Annotated in this window: 12 protein-coding genes and 2 pseudogenes; 2 read left to right on the forward strand and 12 right to left on the reverse strand. The window is 32.5% G+C overall.

Annotated elements, in window-relative coordinates; all coding sequences use genetic code 11:
• Positions 1 to 210 precede the first annotated feature (210 nt).
• From AC0L5U_RS15490 to AC0L5U_RS15500, 3 genes and pseudogenes are all read right to left on the reverse strand, one after another.
• A pseudogene (locus AC0L5U_RS15490) lies at positions 211 to 1243 on the reverse strand (aldo/keto reductase).
• A gap of 249 nt (positions 1244 to 1492) precedes the next feature.
• Complete coding sequence (locus AC0L5U_RS15495) at positions 1493 to 2452, reverse strand: OmpA family protein (protein ID WP_473417386.1); 960 nt, start codon at positions 2450 to 2452, stop codon at positions 1493 to 1495.
• A gap of 29 nt (positions 2453 to 2481) precedes the next feature.
• Positions 2482 to 3243, reverse strand: coding sequence for an exodeoxyribonuclease III (locus AC0L5U_RS15500; protein ID WP_473417387.1), 762 nt, complete (start codon positions 3241 to 3243; stop codon positions 2482 to 2484).
• Positions 3244 to 3367: 124 nt separating this feature from the next.
• Here AC0L5U_RS15500 and AC0L5U_RS15505 point away from each other — a divergent pair, with 124 nt between their 5' ends.
• On the forward strand, positions 3368 to 6790 hold the full coding sequence (locus tag AC0L5U_RS15505) for a hypothetical protein (RefSeq protein WP_473417388.1): 3423 nt from the start codon (positions 3368 to 3370) through the stop codon (positions 6788 to 6790).
• A gap of 6 nt (positions 6791 to 6796) precedes the next feature.
• Here the strand turns inward: AC0L5U_RS15505 and AC0L5U_RS15510 are convergent, their stop codons facing one another.
• The 9 genes and pseudogenes from AC0L5U_RS15510 to AC0L5U_RS15550 form a co-directional block, all read right to left on the reverse strand.
• Positions 6797 to 8785 (reverse strand): FN3 associated domain-containing protein, encoded by a 1989-nt coding sequence (locus AC0L5U_RS15510; protein WP_473417389.1) that lies wholly within the window; start codon positions 8783 to 8785, stop codon positions 6797 to 6799.
• A gap of 122 nt (positions 8786 to 8907) precedes the next feature.
• Positions 8908 to 10358, reverse strand: a pseudogene (locus AC0L5U_RS15515) (DUF1501 domain-containing protein).
• 7 nt (positions 10359 to 10365) lie between these two features.
• Positions 10366 to 12696, reverse strand: a complete 2331-nt coding sequence (locus tag AC0L5U_RS15520) for a PSD1 and planctomycete cytochrome C domain-containing protein (protein ID WP_473417390.1) — start codon at positions 12694 to 12696, stop codon at positions 10366 to 10368.
• A gap of 2 nt (positions 12697 to 12698) precedes the next feature.
• Positions 12699 to 13562: an NHL repeat-containing protein gene (locus AC0L5U_RS15525; RefSeq protein ID WP_473417391.1), complete on the reverse strand. Its 864-nt coding sequence runs from the start codon at positions 13560 to 13562 to the stop codon at positions 12699 to 12701.
• 267 nt (positions 13563 to 13829) lie between these two features.
• On the reverse strand, positions 13830 to 15005 hold the full coding sequence (locus AC0L5U_RS15530; protein WP_473417392.1) for a carboxypeptidase-like regulatory domain-containing protein: 1176 nt from the start codon (positions 15003 to 15005) through the stop codon (positions 13830 to 13832).
• A gap of 116 nt (positions 15006 to 15121) precedes the next feature.
• Entirely contained in the window at positions 15122 to 15865 is a 744-nt protein-coding gene (locus AC0L5U_RS15535; protein ID WP_473417393.1) for a succinate dehydrogenase/fumarate reductase iron-sulfur subunit, read from the reverse strand.
• Between the two features lie 9 nt (positions 15866 to 15874).
• Complete coding sequence (locus tag AC0L5U_RS15540) at positions 15875 to 17887, reverse strand: fumarate reductase/succinate dehydrogenase flavoprotein subunit (protein ID WP_473417394.1); 2013 nt, start codon at positions 17885 to 17887, stop codon at positions 15875 to 15877.
• Between the two features lie 11 nt (positions 17888 to 17898).
• Entirely contained in the window at positions 17899 to 18576 is a 678-nt protein-coding gene (locus AC0L5U_RS15545; RefSeq protein ID WP_473417395.1) for a succinate dehydrogenase cytochrome b subunit, read from the reverse strand.
• Positions 18577 to 18723: 147 nt separating this feature from the next.
• Positions 18724 to 20529, reverse strand: a complete 1806-nt coding sequence (locus AC0L5U_RS15550) for a T9SS type A sorting domain-containing protein (protein WP_473417396.1) — start codon at positions 20527 to 20529, stop codon at positions 18724 to 18726.
• A gap of 114 nt (positions 20530 to 20643) precedes the next feature.
• Here AC0L5U_RS15550 and AC0L5U_RS15555 point away from each other — a divergent pair, with 114 nt between their 5' ends.
• Positions 20644 to 21936, forward strand: coding sequence for an aminopeptidase P family protein (locus AC0L5U_RS15555; RefSeq protein ID WP_473417397.1), 1293 nt, complete (start codon positions 20644 to 20646; stop codon positions 21934 to 21936).
• The last annotated feature ends 17 nt before the right edge of the window (positions 21937 to 21953 follow it).

The following is a 21953-nucleotide window of genomic DNA, read 5'->3' on the forward strand; positions in this document are numbered from 1 at the left end:
AACCAAGACGTTCAATGTTTTTTTGCATTAATAGTTTGTCTAAATTGTATTTCTGGGCATAAGATACCCTTACTAATACAAATGAAAATTTAGTGTTCTCGAGGGATTCTATATTGTGTTTTGCCTGAAATACTCTCTAATAATTTGAAGCCATTTAGTTTTATTTTTTATGACAAAATATGTGGTTTATTTTCAGGTAAAGAAATTTTATTAAGTTGCTGGATTAGGTATAGTCTGGTGTACTTCGTTAATCTCCTCTAAAACGGACTCACTTAAAATCAAATCAATACTATCAATATTCTCTTTAAGCTGTTCCAACTTTGTTGCACCAATAATATTGCTTGTTACAAAAGGTTGTTGGTTTACAAAGGCTAAACTCATTTGTGCTAAACTAATGTTGTTGTCTTCAGCAATTTTTAAATAGCGTTTTGTAGCTTCGGTAGCTTGTTCACTACTATATCTTGCAAATCTTGGGAATAGTTTTAGTCGTGCATCATCACTTGCATTTCTTTTTATGTATTTTCCTGAAAGTACGCCAAATGCCATTGGAGAATACGCTAACAAACCAACATTCTCTCTAAGGGATACTTCAGCTAAATCGGTTTCAAAAAGTTCTGCATAACATTGAGTACGCATTTTGAATAGTACTTATTCTTGGTAAATTATTGTTTTTATGTTCTTCTAAATAGCGCATGGTGCCCCAAGAGTTTTCATTTGATATTCCGATATGCCTAATTTTACCAGCTTTAATTTGACCGTCTAAACTATTAAGAATTTCATTAAAATTATCTTTCCATTTAGCATCGTGTTTATAATCTCTAATCCCGAATCTATTTGTATCACGTTCTGGCCAATGCAATTGATACAAATCAATATAATCGGTTTGTAGACGCGCTAATTCTAAATCTACCGCTTCTTTTATAGCACTAGAGCTAAAACCTGTTGTTCTTATATGAGCCGTATAATCGCCACCACCTGCGATTTTTGTGGCAATAATAACTTTATCTCTATTTCCTGATTTTTTTAACCAAGTACCAATTATTTTACTGGTACGTCCGCTAATTTCTGCGGTTGCGGGTACAGGATATAATTCTGCAGTATCTATAAGGTTTACACCTTTATCAAAAGCATAATCTAATTGGGCATGACCTTCATCTTCGGTATTTTGATTGCCAAATGTCATGGTGCCTAAACAAATTTTACTAACTTTTATATTGGTATTGGGTAATGTTGTGTATTTCATTAAAAAATTTTTTTATTTCCGTGAAGACGGAAATCTCTTTATTTAAACCTATTATTAAACTGTGGATTCCTGCTTATGCAAGAATGACAAATATTAATTTAAAATGACTGTAAAGATAAAAAACCGTTAAAAGATTTTTTTCTTTTAACGGTTTTTTATGCGTTAGTGATTGAACGGAATATTTAAGATCCTCGAAGCAGGAGGGAGCGAGTAGTGAAAGTGCGACCCCTTGAAGGTGACGCCAAAACACTATTGCTCGTTTAACAATCTAGACAATTCGTCTAGCTTAGGCGTTAAAATTACTTCTATACGTCTGTTTTTTGCTTTACCTTCTAAGGTTTCGTTTGATGTTATTGGGGCATATTCTCCACGTCCTGCGGCAGTAAGATTTTCTGGATTTATAGCAGTATTTTCTCTTAAAATATTTACAATTGCAGTAGCACGTTTCGTGGATAAATCCCAATTACTAGTTAATTGTCCACTACCGGAATAGGGTACATTATCGGTATGTCCTTCAATTAAAACAGCAATATCTGGGTTTTCGGCCAATACATTTCCTAGACTTCTTACAGCTGTTTGACCATCTGTACCTACTGCCCAACTGCCAGATTGGAACAACAACTTGTTTTCCATAGAAACGTACACCTTTCCACCACGTTGCTCCACGGTTAAACCTTTACCTTCAAAATCTGTCAAGGCACGGGAAATTGCATTCTTTAATTGTGTCATAGCAGCATCTTTACTTGCAATAACATTTTCTAATTCGGCAATACGACTGGAACGTTCTTCTAATGCTTTCTTTAATTTTTCTAAGCGGGCATTTTCGGCTGCTAAAGCTTGTTCTTTAGCTTCTAGCTTTGCTAAAAGTTCACGATTTTTTTCAGAATTCTTAGTAATTGCAGCAGAACTATTTTTCTCCAACGCTGCATATGATGCTTTTAATGCATCTAGATTAGATTTTGTGGCTTTATAATCACTACGCAGTTTATCTCGTTCTGCAACCGCATCATTATAAGCCGTTTTTAATTTTTTAAATTCATTTTCTATAGTAGTTTTACCTGCTAAAAGTTTTTCATTTTCTTTTGAAAGCTTTCTGTTATCTTGCTTTAAAGTGGCGTACTTACTTTCTAAATCTTTATACACTTTTGGCGATACGCATGATGTTACGAATACCAAGGCTACTAAAATTAACAAACTATTTTTAATCATTGTTTGATTGTTTTTAATTGATTTTTATATTAAACTTCTACTTCTAACAAAATAGGACAATGGTCACTATGTACTGCTTCGGTTAGTATAACGGCTCTTTTTATGTTTTCTTGTAATGGTTGTGAAACCATTGCGTAATCTAAACGCCAACCCTTATTGTTTGCTCGTGAATTGGCACGATAACTCCACCAACTATATTGTTGTAATTCTGGGTTTACGTATCTAAAGGAATCTATAAATCCGCTTGCAATAAAATCACCTATCCATTCGCGCTCCACAGGTAAAAATCCTGAAACACCTTTCATTTTTGGGTTATGAATATCTATTGCTTCATGACAAATATTATAATCGCCACAAATCACCAAATTAGAAATGTCTTGCTTTAGAGTATTGATATAATCTTGGAATAAATCCATATACTCTAATTTGTGATTTAGGCGTGCATCATTTGTTCCTGAAGGTAAATACAAACTCATTACAGAAACACCATCAAAATCTGCTCGAATGTTGCGTCCTTCAAAATCCATTGACCCTATTCCGGTACCGTATTCCACATGATTAGGTTCTATTTTACTTAAAATTGCTACACCGCTATACCCCTTCTTTTGTGCACTAAACCAGTAATTATATTTATAACCAGCAGCTTCAAATAAAGTTAAATCTAACTGTTCCTTCATTGCTTTTATTTCTTGCAGACAAATTACATCTGGATTGGCACTTTTTAACCAATCTATAAAGCCCTTGTTTATTGCTGCACGAATACCGTTTACGTTGTATGATATAATTTTCATATGATTCTTATGACTATTTCAGCTAAAATAAATAATACATTACTTTTACACTATAATTTACATAAGGAGTTTTAACGAATTCTATTAACAAAATATTTTAGACTATTTACAGTTTAAATATCCAATGAAGTGTTTCCTAGTATTTATTTTGCTATTGCTTAGTTTTGGCAGTTTTGCTCAAGACCAAAACAGTAAGTATAAGACTAAAAAAGTAGCGGTTAGAGACACCATTGTTATAGATAGTGTAAGTATAAATTCCAGTTGGTTTTCTCTTAAAACTAAAGATGGAAAAGTTGTAGATTCTTCTTTTTATGATGTTGACTTTCCAAAAGCCAAATTGACAATAAAAAAACCTATTGATACAGATTCCTTAATCATAAACTATCTGAAATTTCCAGAATATTTAACCAAAACATACAAACAACTGGACGAAAGCATTATTGTAGAAAACAATGATGGTGTTGAAAAGCTATACCAATTATCTCCACCAAATACATTACGAAATTTTGTACCTTTTGATGGTTTGACAACTTCTGGAAGTATCTCTAGAGGTGTTACCGTTGGAAACAATCAAAATTCTGTTTTAAATAGTGAATTAGATCTTCAAATTACTGGTAAGCTTAATGATAAAGTGTCATTGCGAGCCTCTATTCAAGATGCAAATATCCCATTACAAGAAAGTGGTTATAGCCAGCGTTTGGATGAATTCGATCAAGTTTTTATTGAATTATTTAGCGACAATTGGAATGTGCGTGCTGGAGATATAGACTTGCAGAATGACAACTCTTATTTTGCTGGTTTTTCAAAGCGTGTTCAAGGGTTATCGGTAAATGTGAATTTAGATAGCGAAAATTCTCAAACACAATTATTTGCTGCTGGAGCATTGGTTAGAGGGCAATTTACTACAAGTCAATTTACAGCTCAAGAAGGTAACCAAGGGCCTTACAAAATTCAAGGGCCAAATGGTGAGCTTTTTGTTTTGATTGTCTCTGGAAGTGAAACAGTTTATGTAAATGGCGTTGCTTTAGAGCGTGGAGAGGATAAAGATTATATTATTGATTATAATGCTGGTGAGTTAATTTTCAATACCACATTTCCTATTACTTCTGAAATGCGAATCTTGATAGACTATCAATTTAGCGACAGAAATTATTCTAGGTTAGTTACTTATGGAGGTGCAAATTATAGTAGCGAAAAATTAAAAATAGGTGTTTCTGTGTATTCTGAAAGTGATGCCAAAAATCAGCCTTTGCAGCAAAATTTATCTGAAGCTCAAGTGCAAATTTTATCTGGAGCTGGAGATGACATGTCTGAAATGATTGCACCATCAGAAGTACTGGAATCATTTAGTGAAAACCGAATTTTATATAAGAAAGAACTTATTGGTGGCAATGAAGTTTTTGTGTTTTCAAATGACCCAAACGATGAGTTATTTAGAGTTTCTTTTACACTAGTTGGTGCAAACCAAGGTGATTATGTATTAAGTAGTACAAATGCTATTAATAATATTTATGAATACGCTGGTGAGTTACAGGGAGATTATGCACCTGTAGTTCAACTTATTGCGCCAACCAAATTACAAATGGCGGTTATTAATGGTAGCTATACTTCCTCAGAAAATACTACTATTAATTTTGAATTAGCAGGTAGTAAAAACGATTTAAATTTATTCTCAAATATAGAGGATGATAATAATGACGGATTTGCAGGAAGATTAGAAGTTGCAAAACGAATTATTAAAAATGATAGCCTATGGAATATGGATGGCTATATAAATACCGATTATATTCAAGATAATTTTAGAAACCTTGAGGGGCTTTATAATCCTGAATTTAATCGCGATTGGAATATAGATCAACCAGCCAGCAACCAAATAATTAGCGGATTAGGAAATCAAGTACTATTAAATTCAGGTTTACGATTATATCATGCAAAGAAAGGATTTATAAATTATAATTTTGAATATCTTAATTTTTCTTTGGGCTACAATGGTAGTCGACATCATACAGATGTTAACCTTCAATTGAAAAATTTAAGTATTAATTCTCAAACCAGTTATCTAAATTCAAGTTCTAACGAAAACACATCTTCATTTTTAAGATCTCATAATATTGTAACCTATCACTTAAAAAAGAGTTGGATTGGTGCTAAATTCTCTATTGAAAACAATCAGAAAACAGAAATTGCAACACAAGCATTAAACCCTTTAAGTCAAAGATTTAAATCATATGAGGCTTTTTCTGGAATTGGCGATAGCACAAAAGTTTTCGTTCAAGTTGGTTATAAAAATCGAGTAAATGATAGTATTAGAGCCAACCAATTACAAAAGGTGAATACATCAAACACGTTTTATATTGATTCCCGTATCATTCAAAATAAAAACACCAAGTTATCACTCTACGTTAATTATAGAACTTTAAATCATGAAGATGAGGTTATTGAAGACGAAAACTCTTTAAACTCCAGATTACAATTCAATCAAAAATTATTTAAAAATATCATACAAAGTAATACTGTTTTTGAAACAAATTCGGGCTCATTACCGCAACAAGATTTCACATACGTTGAAGTAGAACCTGGGCAAGGCACATACACATGGTTAGATTATAATGACAATGGTATTCAAGAATTAGAAGAATTTGAGATCGCTCAGTTTCAAGATCAAGGGTCTTATATTAGAGTATTACTACCTAATCGTATATTTATAAAAACACATCAAAACAGATTTAGTCAAACTCTTACTATAAATCCTTCACTATGGCGTATTTCAAAAAATAAATCTGAGAAATTTTTGTCTCATTTTTATAACCAGACTAGTTATTTAATTGATAGAAAAATTCAACGAAACGGAAGTAACTTCAATTTAAATCCTTTTGAAAGTGATGCCGAAAACCAACTAGGATTACAGCTTAATTTCAGGAATGTATTGTTTTTAAATAGAGGGAAACAGAATTACACCACATCTTACACTTATCTTTCTAATAAATCTAGCAATACGCTTTCTGTAGGTTTATTAGAGAATAATTTAAGAAGCCACCAGCTAAATTTTAATCATAAAATTGCCGAAAATTGGTTGATTAATTTACAATCTACAATTGGAATAAATAAAAGTACAAGTGAAAACTTTGTCAGTAAAAATTTTAAATTTGATGAAGCATTAATCAATCCAAAACTTTCTTATCTATTTAATGAAAATAGCCGTTTTGATGTCTTCTATCAATACACCACAAAAGATAATACTATCGGTGGATTAGAAACTTTAAAACAGCAAAAATTTGGTATAGGTTTTAACTTATCAAAAAATGAAAAAGGAGCGATAAATGGTGAAGTAAATTATTTTTCAAACAATTTCGATGGTAGCCCAAATACTCCCGTAGCTTACCAAATGTTAGAAGGTTTACAACCAGGCAAAAACTTTACTTGGACATTATTAGCACAAAAGAAGTTAACAAAATTTCTGGATTTGAACTTGAGTTACTTTGGAAGGAAAACCGAAACTAGTAGAACGGTACATACTGGAACTGTTCAGTTGAAAGCTTATTTTTAGAACCATTTAATAAAAGAATAATTGATCGGTATATAGACGTTCATCACTTCTAATCTTTACCTCTATTTTATAATACCTGTAGCTTGTATTAGGTATTTCTATAATCAAGTATTGCCCTTTTCTTCTATCAAACCCTATTTTCTCAGCACTTTTGTTGATTTCTTTACAGCTTTTCCAATTTATACTATCATTACTTACCCAAACATTCATTTTTTCAATCGGTTCAACCCCTTGCCAATAGGTCATTGTGTAACTCAATATAATTTCATTAATTAAAGGATAGTTAACTCCAAAGTCAGCCACTCCTAAAAGCGGTTTTTCTTTTTCAAACGTAGCCCAATATTTATTTGCCGTTATAACTTTTGATCCTTTTTTATCATCTAACAAGATATCTGCTGCGTCGCCTACATAATCGCTAAACACTCCTTTATGAAGTAGCTCAAATTTATCTGGTTTATATCCTCTATTAAAAAACACATATTTTTTTGAGTCACTAGGTAACCAATTATCTTTGTAAGCTATTGCTTTTACAATACTTGATTTTTTAATTTGATCTAGCTGAAAAGGTGCATTATACAATATTGAATTTGTGTTTGGTTCGCTTCCATCTGTTGTATATCGTATTTCTACATCTGTTAATTTATGGATAAATTCCACATAATCATTTTTACCTATTACTGTTGCTCCGCTAATTAATAATGGAGGGGTTAACTGCAGTTTCTCGCTGTCAATAAAGCCTGTTTCAAAACTTATATTTGGGAAATCTTTTTTTAAGGCTTTTATTTCTTCTTCAGAAATTTTTGTTTCCCAAAGGTAAACTCTATTAAGGTTTGGTAACTGAGATATTATATTCTTTATCCCTATATCAACATTAGTACCTGTTAAGGATAAAGATTTTAGCTTAGAACACAATTTTAAATCTTGTAAATCTTCGGTGTTTAAGTTTGTGAAATTTAACAACAATTCTTCTACATTTTCCAGAGTGCCTATAAATTGTATGGCACTCTTATCTATTGGTAGAAATGAAAGGTTTAAACTGACTATTTGCAGATTAATTATTTTTAAATCTTGTAGAAATTCTGGTTTATAAGTTTCACTACCATTTATGACTACATCTATAGCAGGAGAGTTTGGCGATTTTTGACTCACAGTTCTATAGGGATGATTTAAGAGCTCAATTTTCTCCTTATCAGCAAAATCAAAATCATATACAATCTTATTCTTTTCAGATTCTAGTTGTGCATACAAAAGTTGCCCTAGTTTACTTTGCTTATCTAAACTAGATAATGGTACATCATTTTTTGTACCATCTTCAATCCAAGTTTCTAATAATTGAAGCTCATGCTTTGTAAGTTGCCTTTTACCATCAGGTGGCATGTGCTCTTTATCCTCAATTGGTAAATGTACTCGTTTTAAAAAAGTACTTTCTTCTGGCTTACCAGCTATCCATAGTTCGCCATGTTCCCCTCCAAGTTTAATTTTCTCAAAGCTAGACATATTTAAACCTCCTTTTAGTTTATTCTCATTATGACAACCAATACATTTGGCATTTATTATTGGTTGTACAAAACCAGTAAAGATTGGAGTATCTTCATTCATCTCTTCCTTTTTAGATTTCTTAAGAGGCTCAGTCAAAAAATCAGTTCCATGTGTTAATCCTGCACCATAATGTCCAGCAAAAACAACGACTATTAAGCCACAATACATTATTGGCTTAAAAAGTTTTGGCTTTTTAAAAGCGAATATTAAAGCATATACTAAAAAACTGAGACCTACCCCAATCCATTTATGCAATACCAACAAATTACTTGTATTACTTTCTTTTGAAAGAAACAAACCCATTATAGCTACTAAAACAGTTAATAGTGCTGTAATGATTACTAAAAACTGATTTATCTTCTCAAAAGAATTAGTTTCTATATGATGTTTTAACGCATTCAACACAACCAAAAGAACAATAAATCCTATTGGAAAATGGAGCAGTAATGGATGCATCCTTCCTAAAGTTTGAAGCCATATGGGGATTACTAATTTACTTTCAAAAAGTAAAAGAACAATCAAAAAAACATGGAGAAAGAATAATAGATTTAAGGATATTTTTTTAAGTTTTTTCATACTTAAGCTAAAATATCTTTTACAACATGACCATGAACATCGGTTAGCCTAAATCGTCTTCCAAGGTGTTTATAAGTTAGCTTTTCGTGATCTAACCCCATTAAATGCATAATTGTAGCTTGTAAATCATGTATATGAACAGGGTTTTCTACGATATTGTATCCAAACTCATCTGTCTTGCCATAAGATATTCCTGATTTAACACCTCCACCTGCTAAAAACATACTAAAACATCTAGGATGATGGTCTCTTCCATAATTTCCATTTATAAGTTTACCTTGACAGTAATTGGTGCGTCCAAACTCGCCTCCCCATATTACCAAAGTTTCGTCTAATAAGCCTCGCTGTTTTAAATCTGTAATTAATGCTGCCGAGGCTTTATCAACATCTAAAGCTTGACCTGGCATTTCGTTTACTAAGTTATTGTGTTGATCCCAGCCTTGATGATACAATTGCACAAAACGCACACCAGCCTCAGACAGTTTTCTAGCCAATAAACAGTTTGATGCATAAGTACCAGGAATCATAGAATCGGGACCATATAATTTTGTTATGTGATCAGGCTCTCTAGACAAATCGGTTATCTCAGGCACAGCTGTTTGCATTCTAAAAGCCATTTCGTATTGTTTTATTTTAGAATGAATTTCTGGGTCTCCAAACTCCGCTTGACCTAAATTGTTTAATTCAGCTAAATGATCTAACATTTTTTTACGTTGAGCTTTACTTACACCATCTGGATTGTTTAAATATAAAATAGGATCTTCACTTGCACTTAATTGCACTCCTTGATGTGTACTATCTAAGAACCCATTAGACCATAGTTTAGAATATACGCCTTGACCATTACCGCCCCCTTTTGACAATAGCACACAAAATGCAGGCAAATTTTTATTCTCGCTACCCAAACCATAACTAAGCCAAGATCCCATACTGGGCCTATTACCTTGTTGTGAACCAGTTTGTAGAAATGTTAAAGCAGGATCATGATTTATAGCGTCTGTATGCATACTTTTAATAACACATATGTCGTCAGTAATTTTAGCGATATTCGGAAATAAATCGCTAATCCATGTACCTGATTTTCCGTATTGATTAAAACCAAATTTTGATCCCACTAGAGGGAAGTTTTTTGGCCAGAAGTCATTCCTGTCAATCGTTGCCCTTGTCTAATAGAATCAGGAAGCTCTTGACCGTACATCTCATTTAACTTTGGTTTATAATCAAAACTTTCTAACTGAGATGGTGCTCCATTCTGGGTAAGCATAATAATTCGTTTTGCTTTAGACGCAAAATGTTTTATACCCAATGGTAATTCATCATTACCACCTATTCCTTTAAATAAATCAGGAATTAATAAGGACCCTAGAGCTGCTCCACCAACACCTAAAGCCATTTTGCCTAAAAAATGACGACGATTAATATTTAATCTATGCTCAAAAAATTCTTTTGCCATAAGTAATTTAGCTTTTCATTATCGCTTCTTCCATATTATACATCATGTGAATAATTTGCATTAAAGAAGCAACCTCAATTTCATTTCTATCTTCCATTATAGGGTATTCCCCTGCTGCAATAAATAAGCTTGCTTCTTCTGGAGTTGCTTCGTATAATTTTTTCTGTTCGTTGTAATAGTTTAACAAAATCTGTTTCTCTTCAAGTTTTACTTTTCTACATAATATAAGTCTAAATGCTTTTTCAACTTTTTCTTCTAAAGACATGTCCTCTTGATTTAACCTTTCTGATAATACTCTAGAAGCTTCTAAAGTTGTAGGTCCATTTAACATTATTAATGCTTGTAATGGCGTAGAGGTGGTTATACGTCTGACTTCGCATTGATCTCTTGCTGAGGCATCAAAAGTAGCTTGTACAGGAGGTAAAACAGTTCTTTTTATAAAAGTATACATACCTCTTCTGTATAATTTTTCATTGTGATCCTGAACATAGGTTGATAGCGGGCCTCTTCCACTTGAAGCTGTTTTCCAATAATTATCAGGCTGATAAATTCTAACACTAGGTCCACCAATTTCAGTATTTAACAAGCCACTACTTGCTAGTATAAAATCTCGAATAACCTCAGCAGAAAATCGATTCCTGCCCATTCTAGACAAATACATATTCTCTGGATCAATTTTTAGTGATTTCGAATCTACAACTGCCGATTGCATGTAAGTAGCAGAGGTAACAATTTGTTTTATAAGTCTTTTTATATCCCAGCCATTTTCTTGAAAATCTGATGCTAACCAATCCAATAATTCTGGGTGTGTAGGTAAGTCTCCTTGCATACCAAAATCTCCAGGCGTATTTACAATACCTCTACCAAAAAACTCTTGCCATATTCTATTCACATAAACACGCGAGGTTAAAGGGTTTTTTTCATTAAAAAGCCATTTTACTAATCCCAGTCTATTACTTTCAAATTTTTCTTTATTAAAATTTAATATCGCTTTTGGTGTAGAAAAATCAACTACACCCGTCTTTCCATCATAAACACCTCTATCTAGTAAATGAGTTTTTCGAATATTTAATGAATCCTTCATGACCATTACACTAATATCATATTTACTCTTTTTATTAATAAATGACAATTCATTTTTTACAAGACTATCGGTAATTTTAATTAAAGGTTTTGCCGCCAAAGTATTAGGAGCAACTGTAGCAGATCCCTTTCCTGAATGCAAACCTCTTTCGGGTACTCTATCAAAGAATGCGAAAGTTTGATAATACTCTTTTTGTGAAATAGGATCGTATTTATGGTCATGACATTTAGCACATTCAAAAGTTAAACCTAAAAATGCTTTGCCAAAAGTATTGGTTCTATCAGTTACATATTCTATTCTGTATTCTTCATCAATCACACCGCCTTCTTGAGTTATTTTATGATTTCTATTAAAGCCTGTAGCTAAAACAGCTTCAATTTTTTTGTCAGCCAACATATCTCCCGCTAATTGCCATGTTATAAACTTGTCATAAGAGTAGTTTTTATTGAACGCATGTATTACCCAATCTCGCCAAGGCCACATTGTTCTTGCACTATCATCTTGATAACCATGAGAATCAGCATATCTTGCTAAATCTAACCAACTAATTGCCCTTTTTTCCCCATAATGTTTATTATTCATTAATTCATCAACCAGATTTTCGAAAGCTGAATTAGAATTATCATTTAAAAACTTTTCTTGTAATTCAATCGGTGGAGGCAAACCAATTAAATCAAAAGACAAACGTTTTAAAAGGCGCTCCTTTTTTGCAATATCATTTGGCTTTAAACCTTCAGATTCGATCTTGTTTAGAATAAAATAATCTATTTCATTTTTAGGCCAGTCGCCTTGTTTTACTTGTGGAATATTTTGTTTTACTGGCGACACAAATGCCCAATGAGGTTTATATTTAGCACCTTGCTTTATCCATTTTTTTATGACCTTAGTTTCATAATCTGACAAGGTAAGATTAGATTCTTTTGGCGGCATTAATTTAAAAGTGTCTTGAGCAGTAATTCTTAAAAACAGCTCAGATTCGTGAGGTTTTCCACTTACAATGATAAACTTATCAGGATTATCTTTTAATGCTTTATAGGCTCCTTCTTCTAAATCTAGTCTAAGTTCAGCTGATCGTTTATTGGCATCTGGTCCATGACAATTAAAGCACTTATCAGATAAAATTGGTCTGACATCAAAATTATAATCTACTATTTTAGGGACATTTTTCTCTGGTATATTGGTATAATTTGATGAATCATTTTTACATGATGCAAAAAACACTAAAGTTATTAAAGCTATGCAAAAACGTTTCATTTTTAAATTCTTTCTAATTTAATTGGGTAAGATTTGTTAGCATTCCATTGGCATACGTAAATGTTTTTATCTTCATCTATACAAACATCATGGCAATGATTAAAAAGAGGAATATTTTGCAGCATCAGTTCAAGTTCATCACCCTTATATGTAGGTTTAGAGCCCCCAGGGTTAGAAATTACTTTGTCATTCTTGTCCAGAATAGTAATGAAACCAGAGTCCGGAACACGTTCTAAATATTTCATTCTAGACCAACATACACCTGAATAAATATTTTCTCCATCTATTACTGGTCTGCAAACATAGGCACCTGGAAGAAAAATAGTAGACAGATATTTACCATCAAGAGTAAATCTTTTAAATGAATTATGAGTTCTAGAAGTACATAATAATGTAATGTTATTTGGGTCTCTATCATCTATTGCAACTCCATGTGCATTATTTAACTGTTCATCTCTATGGCCTTTACCTCCAAATTTTCTAATAAATTCTCCTTCTTTATTAAATTGTAATATATAATCTGAACCATAACCGTCAGATACATATATATCTCCATTAGGCGCAATCGCAGTTTCTGTTGGTCTATATTGTTGTTTTTCAGAATAAACCCCAATATTTTTTGGGTGTGGTAATTCCATAATGATTTTACCATCTATCGTTGTTTTAACAACTTGACCATTATTACGTACTGGGTTTGTAATAAACAATACATCTTCTTCTCCTTCTTTAAATAGGGTAAGTCCATGACCAGATTTCATATTATGTGTCCAAGATGTTAAAAGTTTTCCAGATTTATCGTAAACTATAATATTGTTTCTAATCTCATCAGTAATCATTATTAACCGTCCTTTAGAATCAATTACCATTTCATGACAATTTTTAATGGGAGTAGAATTAGGATTTAAATTCCCCCAAGATTTATGTACTCTGTATCTAAAATCGCCATGACCAATAATTTGCTCATGTAACTCAGGCTTTTTTAATATTGTAAAACCATATGAAGGGATGGATAATACAGTACTTGCTAATGCAGCTTTTTTTAAAAATCTCTACGTGAGTTTACCATTTAATTTCATATTTTTATTTATTACTGGAAAAAGTGCTATTTGTACTAATAATATTAAACTCAAATATTATTTGTTAATCAACTGAAATTGTTTTTCCAATGGAACACCAAAAACAGACTCCAATTCTTTTACGCTTTTTTTATAGAATGACGTTTCTGGGGGTATATTTAGGTTTTTCCAAAATTCAGCAGAATATTTAAATACAATATCTCCCATATCTTTTTTATGCTTTATATAATTGCTACTGTTTACTATTTTTCTGTCATGATTAATCCCTAAAACAAAAACTTCATGCTTGTATGATTCTTTAACCACATTATTATTAATATTCAATAATTTTTTTTGTTTTTCATTTAATTTAACTTTCCCTGTTCTTGTTCTGTTATGATAACTTAAACTCAATTTACCATTTTCATCTTTCTTATATATATACAACGAACGTAAAGCACCAGACTCTATTTTATATACACCATAAGTGTTCATCCCAATATAAAAACGTTCCCATCTCCATTTTTCTTTTGGATTTTGTCCTTCTATTACAATAATATCTTCTCCATCATAAGAAGAATCACCAACTTTTTTCCATTTATAATCTTTCAAACGAATATTTGCGCGAAGTGGATTAAATTTTGCAATTACGTTAATAGGGTGGCCATACAATTTTTTCTTAACAAATCTATAATCCGCAGATTTTCGACCAGCTACAATATCTTCTCCTAAAAACTCACCATACTTAGGCCCATAATCCAACACATTCAGATAATGTTCTACTAAAAAACGGGCTTTACCGGCTTCAGAAGAAAATCTACGATACAAGATATTTAATTGATGAGGCGTTGTAATTGTAGTTTTCTTTAAGTTTTTAAATGCCAACTTTACATACTCTGCAGGAGCTAAAAGATTTACCTCATCCAAAGAGACAATATCTTCTTTAAGAATTATTACCTTATCTTTTTGATTTAAGAAGTCTTTAACTTTAATCTTGTGTGTGATATAACCAATACTTGAAACCTCAAGTGAATCAGTAAGATTGCTTTTTGATAGTGATAAATTGAAGGTTCCATCTTCAGTACTAGCTGTGCCTTTGTATTTAGAAGGTATACCGACAGCAGCATAAGGAACAGGGTATTGAGATTCATCAACTATGAGGCCTTTTAATTCAATAACTTGTTGCTGTGAAAAACCTAAAAGAGAGAATAAACCTAGCCCTAGAAAGAAAAAAATATGCTTTATTTTATGCATAGCCATTAAAATTATAATGACAATATACATAAAAAAGAAAGCGTGTAAGGCCACAAAAAAACTCAAATCGACAAGAAATGAGTTTTTTAGATTATATTTTTTAAGAGAAACTTAAACTACTTAATAGAAGCTTTCATTAATTCTCTGTTCATTCTTGCAATGTTATCTAACGAAATTCCTTTAGGGCATTCCACCTCACAAGCTCCTGTATTTGTACAATTACCAAAACCTTCTAAATCCATTTGAGCTACCATGTTTTGCACACGATCTGCTGCTTCTACTTGTCCTTGTGGCAATAAAGCATATTGAGACACTTTAGCACCTACAAATAACATAGCACTTGAGTTTTTACAAGTAGCGACACAAGCTCCACAACCTATACATGTTGCAGCATCCATAGCCTCATCTGCATCGTGCTTAGAAATAGGAATTGAATTCGCGTCTTGTGTATTACCAGATGTGTTTACAGAAATATAACCTCCTGCTTGCTGAATACGCTCAAAAGCAGTTCTATCAACTACTAAATCTTTTATTACTGGAAATGCAGCTGCTCTAAATGGTTCGATAGTAATAGTATCTCCATCATTAAACATACGCATGTGTAATTGACATGTTGTGATACCTCTATCTGGTCCGTGCGCTTCTCCGTTAATGTACATAGAACACATACCACAAATACCTTCACGACAATCATGATCAAAAGCTACTGGCTCTTCACCAGAGTTTACTAACTGTTCATTCAATACATCCATCATTTCAAGAAATGACATATGTTCTGAAATTTCAGTTACTTTATAATCGACCATTTGACCCTTTGCATTTGAGTCTTTTTGTCTCCAAATTTTAAGTGTTAAATTCATAGGTCTTTCTTATTTGTATGAACGTTGTTTAAGTTCAATATCTTTAAATTCTAATTGTTCTTTATGTAATACTGCATCTGCAGGTTCTCCTTTATATTCCCAAGCTGAAACAAACGCATAATCTTTATCATTACGTTTTGCTTCTCCTTTTTGTGGTCCAGATTCTTCAGCAGATTCTTCTCTAAAGTGCCCTCCACAAGATTCATTTCTTGTTAAAGCATCCTTAGCAAACAATTCTCCTAATTCTAAGAAATCAGCAACACGACCTGCTTTTTCAAGTTCAGGGTTCATTTCATTTGCTGTACCAGGAACTGAAACTTCTTTCCAAAATTCTTCACGAATGGCTTTAATTTCTACCATGGCTTCTTTTAAGCCTTTTTCGTTACGAGACATTCCGCACTTATCCCACATTATTTTACCAAGCTTCTTATGGAAATAGTCAACAGACTTTGTGCCTTTGTTAGTAACAAAGAAATCTATTTTAGCTTTCACTTCTTTTTCTGCCTCTTCAAATTCTTTAGTGTCCGTTGAAATTTTACCAGTTCTAATATCATCAGAAAGGTAATCTCCAATTGTATATGGCAACACAAAATAACCATCAGCTAAACCTTGCATTAAAGCAGAAGCTCCTAGTCTGTTAGCTCCATGATCTGAGAAGTTAGCCTCACCTATACAGTACAACCCAGGAACAGTAGTCATTAAGTTGTAATCTACCCAAACACCTCCCATAGTGTAGTGAACCGCTGGATAAATCATCATTGGGGTTTTATATGGATTTTGATCTACAATCTTCTCATACATTTGGAATAAGTTTCCGTATTTGGCCTCTACAATTGCCTGACCTAGTTCATATATTTTTGCATCTGAAGCATTTTCAATATTATGAATCTTTGCTTGCTCTTTTCCGTAACGCTCAATAGCTGCAGCGAAATCTAAATAGACAGCTTCACCTGTTGCATTTACTCCATAGCCAGCATCACAACGTTCTTTAGCTGCACGAGATGCAACATCACGAGGTACCAAGTTACCAAATGCAGGGTAACGACGCTCTAAGTAGTAATCTCTTTCGTCCTCAGATAAATCGGTTGGTTTTTTACTACCTTCTCTAATTGCTTTTACATCTTCTAAATTCTTTGGCACCCAAATACGTCCATCGTTACGAAGCGACTCAGACATCAATGTTAATTTAGATTGATAATCACCTGAACGTGGAATACAGGTTGGGTGAATTTGCGTATAACATGGGTTTGCAAAATACGCTCCTTTTTTATGTATTTTCCAAGCAGCAGTTACGTTACTACCCATGGCATTAGTAGATAAGAAATATACGTTTCCGTAACCACCAGTTGCAACCACCACAGCATGTGCAGAATGACGCTCTATCTCTCCAGTAATTAAGTTTCTAGCAATAATACCTCTTGCTTTACCATCAACTTTTACAACATCAAGCATTTCGTGACGATTGAACATCTCAATCTTACCACGAGCAATTTGACGATTCATTGCAGAATAAGCACCTAACAACAATTGTTGTCCTGTTTGTCCTTTCGCATAAAACGTTCTAGACACCAATACACCACCAAAAGATCGGTTGTCTAACAACCCACCATAATCACGTGCAAAAGGAACCCCTTGTGCCACACATTGGTCAATAATATTGGCAGATACCTCAGCTAAACGATACACGTTTGCTTCACGAGAACGATAATCTCCTCCTTTTACAGTATCATAAAATAATCTGTATGTTGAATCACCATCACCTTGGTAATTTTTTGCAGCGTTTATACCTCCTTGAGCAGCAATAGAGTGCGCTCTTCTTGGAGAATCTTGATATGCAAATGCTTTTACATTATACCCTAGTTCTGCAAGAGTTGCTGCAGCAGAACCTCCTGCTAATCCTGTACCTACAACAATGACATCAATATGTCGTTTGTTTGCAGGATTAACTAAGTTAATTTTATTTTTGTAATCTGTCCATTTATCTTGAATTGGACCTTTTGGTACTCTTGAATCTAAAGCCATAGTATTTAAGATTAATGGTTATGTGTTAAATGATGAAAAAGCGCAATAATTATAAATGCTAAAGGAATTATAATTGAATATGCTTTACCTATTTGCTGTAGTGTTTTTTTACGACCTGCAGTAACTCCCATAGATTGAAATGCCGAAGTAAATCCGTGAGCTAAATGCAATCCCAATAAAACAAAAGAAATTACATAAACACCTACTCTTAGTGGGCTATGAAATTTTTCTACCATTTCATGAAAGTACCTGTAGTTTCCATCATGCATACCAGACATATCTCCTAAAACATATTTAGTATTTAACTCTGGAATCCAAAAGTCGATGAAATGCAATACGATGAAGGCGAGTATTACCAAACCACTATAAATCATATTTCTACTTATCCATGATGAATTTGCAGCGCCATTATTTTTTGCATAACTCACGCCGTTTGCTTTTTTGTTTTTTAATTCTAAAACAAAACCCATCACAAAATGAAATACTACTCCAAAAATTAAAACTGGTTGTAAAGCAAATTGCACTAGAGGATTTGTTCCCATAAAATGAGATAATTCGTTAAATAAATCTTCACTAAAAAGTGATGTAATATTTACAGCCAAATGAATTATTAAGAAAAACATGAGGAAGAATGCAGAAAGTGCCATAGCTACTTTTCTTCCTATCGAAGATTTAAAAAATCCGCCCATTATTAGAAGTTTTTTTTTGATTTAAACAAAGGTAGGCATGGATGTACTCTTAGACAAATAACAAATGTCATGTTTTATTATTTAGAATGATTTTAAAAAAGAAGTGGTAAAAACAAAAAAGCCCATTTTCAAATGGGCTTTAAATTTCTATTCTAAAATCAACTTTCTGGTAATCGAAGTGTTGTTCGAATGTATTTTTACAAAGTACAGTCCTTTAGAAGCATTAGTCATATTAATAGTTTTAAATCTGTTAGCATTATCAAAATCATGACTTGAAATTAAACGACCACTTACATCATAAATATCAGCCTTTTCAATAGTAATTGGAGATTCATTTTTAATTTGAAATTTGCTGCTAGTTGGATTAGGGAATATACTAACGTTATTATTTAACGTTTCTTCATCTAAACTTAAATTACATACACCATTATAATCAGTTAGTAATGGTTGTGAACATACAGGAGTGGTAGTACCTTTACTTTGAATAATACCTGCTGCAATTTTATTATTTGCACTTAATACCCGTAAACTTACTCCATTTGAAATAGAGTAATGCATTACGTCATTAGGGTTAATTACATGTCCTAAAATATGTCCATGTCCTAACTCATGCAATGCAACGCTTTCAAAATCGTATTGCAAAGACGTTGGTGGATTGGAAGAAAAATTCCAGACCTCTATTTCTGGTGTGGCAGGCACATCTATATCATTACTAAATTCAATATCTACTTGTGGAGCAAAACCATCTGTTCCGCATAAGCCAGAAATTACAGTACATCGCCCAAGCACACCTTCTTCCAGAGTGCTAAAAGTAATAACATTTATTTGATCTATAGCCACACTATTTACAGATGTATTACTTCCATTCAAAGTCCAATTTATATCAGTTTCACAACGCCAAATTTCAAATGCTCTTAAAAAAGCTTCTTTAGCCAAAGTGTTAGTTTCAAAATCTGCATTCATAGTCCACACGATTTCACTTCCATCATAGCTTGTGCCAGTATGTTGGACTTGAATAGCATTTCCAGAATCTTCTCTATTAGAAAATGCATAATCAATAGTCAAAATATCAGTAGACACGTCAGATACGCCAAAATCATCCGTAACTCTTATAATTCCAGTTCCAGCACCAGATGGTACTTCAACAACTATTTGAGTATTTGTCCATGTAGTAATTTGAGAATCTAAAGCCTCAATAAATATAGTATTCCCCATATTATCAGTACCTCCTTCATCTGCATCAAGAAACTCTACTTTGCCTTTTGTTCCTCCAAAACCATTACCACTAATAGTTAACTCTTCTTTGGCTCCAGCAGCAATATTCATAGGGGAAAAAGTTATACCGCTTGGTGGCTTTGAACTAATATTTTTATTTGTCTTTGTACCTATATTTTTTCTATCAAAGGAAGCTACCTCAATATAATTTTTCTTGGTAAGTTTAATTAATTCATTATAGAATGAATTTTTAAAATTTTGTTTTGAACTGAAAGTGTTGTTGACTGTGTTATTTATTAAATCATATTTATAAAATCCTTGTAAAGAACTGTAGGGTTTGAATTTTTTTAAAGCTGATATTTCTTCTGGAATAAGTGAAATATTATTATCATATAAAGTAAAAACGCCAACTTGATTAACCTTTAAGTTTAAACTAGGGATTACATCTTGATTTAAAGATTCGATAGTGCCTCCTGGAGTTATAATTTCAATTATTGAAACTGGTTTTCCTTTAAACACTTTATAAACTTCTATTGTGTTTATAGTGTGAATATTATTTTTTTTTGAATTCCATACCGATTTTTTAGCAACTACTTTTCCTTCAACAACCAAACTGGATTTTTCAACTTGTTGTTTTAATGGCACTTTTACAACCATGCCTTGAGCGTGGGTCATTGAATTATTCATAAACACAACAAATACCACCAACAAGGAATTTAACAGTACATTATTCTTCATAATTAAAAATTTTAAGTTCAAAAAATGCAAGAGGGATAAATCAAATATAGGAATTAAAAATCTTCTTTTTTATTTATACTTTTACAACAGTCGTAAAATAAACTGCAACATAACATGAAGTATACTACTATAAACAATCAGCTTTTTACTAAAAACAGAAGAAAATTCATTTCTAAAATGAAACCAAATAGTTTGGCTGTTTTTAATTCAAACGATATTTACCCAATAAGTGCAGATAGTACTATGCCTTTTGAACAGCATAGAGATATATTTTATTTAAGCGGTGTAGATCAAGAAGAAAGCATCTTAGTTTTATTTCCTGATTGCCCAAAAGAAAAACATAGAGAAATTCTATTTTTAAAAGAAACCAATGCCCATATAGCGGTTTGGGAGGGAGAGAAATTAACTAAAGAGAAAGCTTTTGAAACAAGTGGTATAAAAACTGTGTATTGGTTGCAAGATCTAGAAAAAGTTATGTTTGAAATAATGACTCAATGCGATACCCTATATATCAACACAAACGAGCACTATCGTGCAAATGTTGAAACCCAAACACGAGAAGACCGATTTACAAAATGGCTAAAAGAAAAATATCCTGCACATTCGGTTGCCAAAAGCAATCCTATTTTACAACGTTTACGTTCTGTAAAAGAATCTATTGAGATTGATTTAATACAACAAGCCTGTGACATCACGGAAAAAGGATTTAAGCGAGTTTTAAATTTTGTAAAACCTGGTGTGATGGAATACGAAATTGAAGCTGAATATATTCACGAATTCATTAGAAACCGCTCTAAAGGATTTGCATATACTCCCATTATAGCATCAGGAAATAATGCTAATGTATTGCATTACATTGAAAATAATCAAGAATGCAAATCGGGCGATTTAATTTTAATGGATGTTGGTGCTGAATATGCTAATTATTCTAGTGATATGACAAGAACAATCCCTGTTTCTGGTCGTTTTTCTAAAAGACAAAAGGCGGTCTATAATGCTGTTTTAAAAGTAAAAAAAGAAGCGACTAAAATGCTAGTACCAGGAACTATTTGGGCTGATTATCATGTTGAAGTTGGTAAAATAATGACTTCAGAGTTGCTTCATCTTGGACTGCTTGATAAAGTTGATGTAAAAAACGAAAACCCTGAATGGCCAGCTTATAAAAAATATTTAATGCACGGCACAAGTCATCATATGGGATTAGATACTCATGATTATGGAATTTTAACTGAACCAATGGAAGCCAATATGGTTTTTACTGTCGAGCCAGGAATCTATATTCCTGACGAAGGTTTTGGAATTCGTATTGAAGATGATGTTGTGATTCAGAAATCAGGAGAACCATTCAACTTAATGAAAAATATTCCAATTGAAGTTAATGATATTGAAGATATTATGAATTCTTAGTATGTGATTTCTTTTGA

Source organism: Jejuia sp. G7-7 (assembly GCF_055808955.1).

What these genes read in the sequence shown, in the direction of transcription:
- AC0L5U_RS15495 (WP_473417386.1), bottom strand. Translation starts at nt 2,452, where the DNA reads ATGATTAAAAATAGTTTGTTAATTTTAGTAGCCTTGGTATTCGTAACA.
- AC0L5U_RS15500 (WP_473417387.1), bottom strand. Translation starts at nt 3,243, where the DNA reads ATGAAAATTATATCATACAACGTAAACGGTATTCGTGCAGCAATAAAC.
- AC0L5U_RS15505 (WP_473417388.1), top strand. Translation starts at nt 3,368, where the DNA reads ATGAAGTGTTTCCTAGTATTTATTTTGCTATTGCTTAGTTTTGGCAGT.
- AC0L5U_RS15510 (WP_473417389.1), bottom strand. Translation starts at nt 8,785, where the DNA reads ATGCATCCATTACTGCTCCATTTTCCAATAGGATTTATTGTTCTTTTG.
- AC0L5U_RS15520 (WP_473417390.1), bottom strand. Translation starts at nt 12,696, where the DNA reads ATGAAACGTTTTTGCATAGCTTTAATAACTTTAGTGTTTTTTGCATCA.
- AC0L5U_RS15525 (WP_473417391.1), bottom strand. Translation starts at nt 13,562, where the DNA reads ATGGTAATTGATTCTAAAGGACGGTTAATAATGATTACTGATGAGATT.
- AC0L5U_RS15530 (WP_473417392.1), bottom strand. Translation starts at nt 15,005, where the DNA reads ATGCATAAAATAAAGCATATTTTTTTCTTTCTAGGGCTAGGTTTATTC.
- AC0L5U_RS15535 (WP_473417393.1), bottom strand. Translation starts at nt 15,865, where the DNA reads ATGAATTTAACACTTAAAATTTGGAGACAAAAAGACTCAAATGCAAAG.
- AC0L5U_RS15540 (WP_473417394.1), bottom strand. Translation starts at nt 17,887, where the DNA reads ATGGCTTTAGATTCAAGAGTACCAAAAGGTCCAATTCAAGATAAATGG.
- AC0L5U_RS15545 (WP_473417395.1), bottom strand. Translation starts at nt 18,576, where the DNA reads ATGGGCGGATTTTTTAAATCTTCGATAGGAAGAAAAGTAGCTATGGCA.
- AC0L5U_RS15550 (WP_473417396.1), bottom strand. Translation starts at nt 20,529, where the DNA reads ATGAAGAATAATGTACTGTTAAATTCCTTGTTGGTGGTATTTGTTGTG.
- AC0L5U_RS15555 (WP_473417397.1), top strand. Translation starts at nt 20,644, where the DNA reads ATGAAGTATACTACTATAAACAATCAGCTTTTTACTAAAAACAGAAGA.